Consider the following 1,073-nt stretch of genomic DNA (forward strand, 5'->3'; position numbering starts at 1 on the left):
GTCGGGTAATAATTGCCGCAACCTTTGGCAATATTCGGGAGATTCTTTACCATGTAACTGCACACTTGTCAAGGAAGTTTTTAAAATTATTTGCTGAATAATTTCGGGTTGCTCGTCGGCAAAAACCCCAATAAAATCAATTTTGTTGGGTATTGCGGCGATAATAGCGTTAATTTGCTCGATTTTGACGTAACGAGGCGAACTTGGTACGAGGATAAAACCTAAGGCCGTAGCTCCTAAATTAGCGATCGCTTGTCCTTGGTCTGGTTGGGTAATGCCGCAAATTTTAATTCGCATTTAATCTTATTCGCAAAACGTTACAAAAACTGTTAAGTATTCAAACAAAAAGCAGTTTCGGGTCAAGAGCTTTTTATAATGCCCTGTGATTAACAGAATCTTATCAAGACTGGAGCGCCAATGATCCCTTCCGCCTTACTTTTAGCCACCGCTCAAACCATTCCCTGGAATTTATCCGTCGGCATTACCATGACCTTAGCTAACCTAGTAGCCTTCGTTATCGGTTATTTTGCTATCCAAAATACTGGGGCCGGCCCTGCTTTACCCTTGCCGCAGTTAGCCTCGAAAAAAAGCTTCGGTCTGCCGGAATTATTGGCTACCATGAGTTTTGGCCATATTCTCGGTGCGGGACTGGTTCTCGGTCTTTCTAATGCAGGTATTCTCTAATCAGTGATCGGTGATCAGTGACCAGTAAACCTCAGAGAGAGGAGCCAGTAGTCAGGAGAACTAAGCATAAAGAGATTTTAGGCAACTTCATCCCTATTTTCCCATTTTTGAACTCTCAAAAGTCAATTATGCCAGAAGTCTAGTAATCGTCCAGATCGGGTGATTATTCTGGCTGCTGGCGAGAAAACTAAGAAAGCAGTGGCCCAAGTCGAAGCTGGAGACTTTGCTGACGAAGAAGAAGCAGTATTGGCTAAATTAACCCATAGATCTCTTGCATAAGTCTAGACAAAATAGGATAAAATAGTCCAAGAGTTAAGATTGAAAGATGACTTACGAACAAGTAAAAACTTTAAAGCCAACAGAGTTCAAACGCTTGTGTGGCGTGTATC

Annotated in this window: 2 protein-coding genes and 1 pseudogene; 2 read left to right on the forward strand and 1 reads right to left on the reverse strand. The window is 42.1% G+C overall.

The window, feature by feature from the left end; all coding sequences use genetic code 11:
• Positions 1-297 (reverse strand): annotated as a pseudogene (locus tag IQ242_RS25500) (N-(5'-phosphoribosyl)anthranilate isomerase); the annotation flags it as partial.
• 120 nt (positions 298-417) lie between these two features.
• On the opposite strand from IQ242_RS25500, the gene psaK reads away from it, so the two are divergent.
• Together psaK and IQ242_RS26595 are read left to right on the forward strand one after the other, a co-directional pair.
• Positions 418-684: a photosystem I reaction center subunit PsaK gene (psaK, locus tag IQ242_RS25505; protein ID WP_002756861.1), complete on the forward strand. Its 267-nt coding sequence runs from the start codon at positions 418-420 to the stop codon at positions 682-684.
• Between the two features lie 159 nt (positions 685-843).
• Positions 844-963: a CopG family transcriptional regulator gene (locus IQ242_RS26595; protein ID WP_288141292.1), complete on the forward strand. Its 120-nt coding sequence runs from the start codon at positions 844-846 to the stop codon at positions 961-963.
• Positions 964-1,073 lie beyond the last annotated feature (110 nt).

Source organism: Microcystis sp. LEGE 08355 (assembly GCF_015207185.1).
GTDB lineage: Bacteria > Cyanobacteriota > Cyanobacteriia > Cyanobacteriales > Microcystaceae > Microcystis > Microcystis panniformis.

Excerpts from the sequence above, each read along its gene's own strand:
- psaK (WP_002756861.1), top strand. The coding sequence starts at position 418 with ATGATCCCTTCCGCCTTACTTTTAGCCACCGCTCAAACCATTCCCTGG.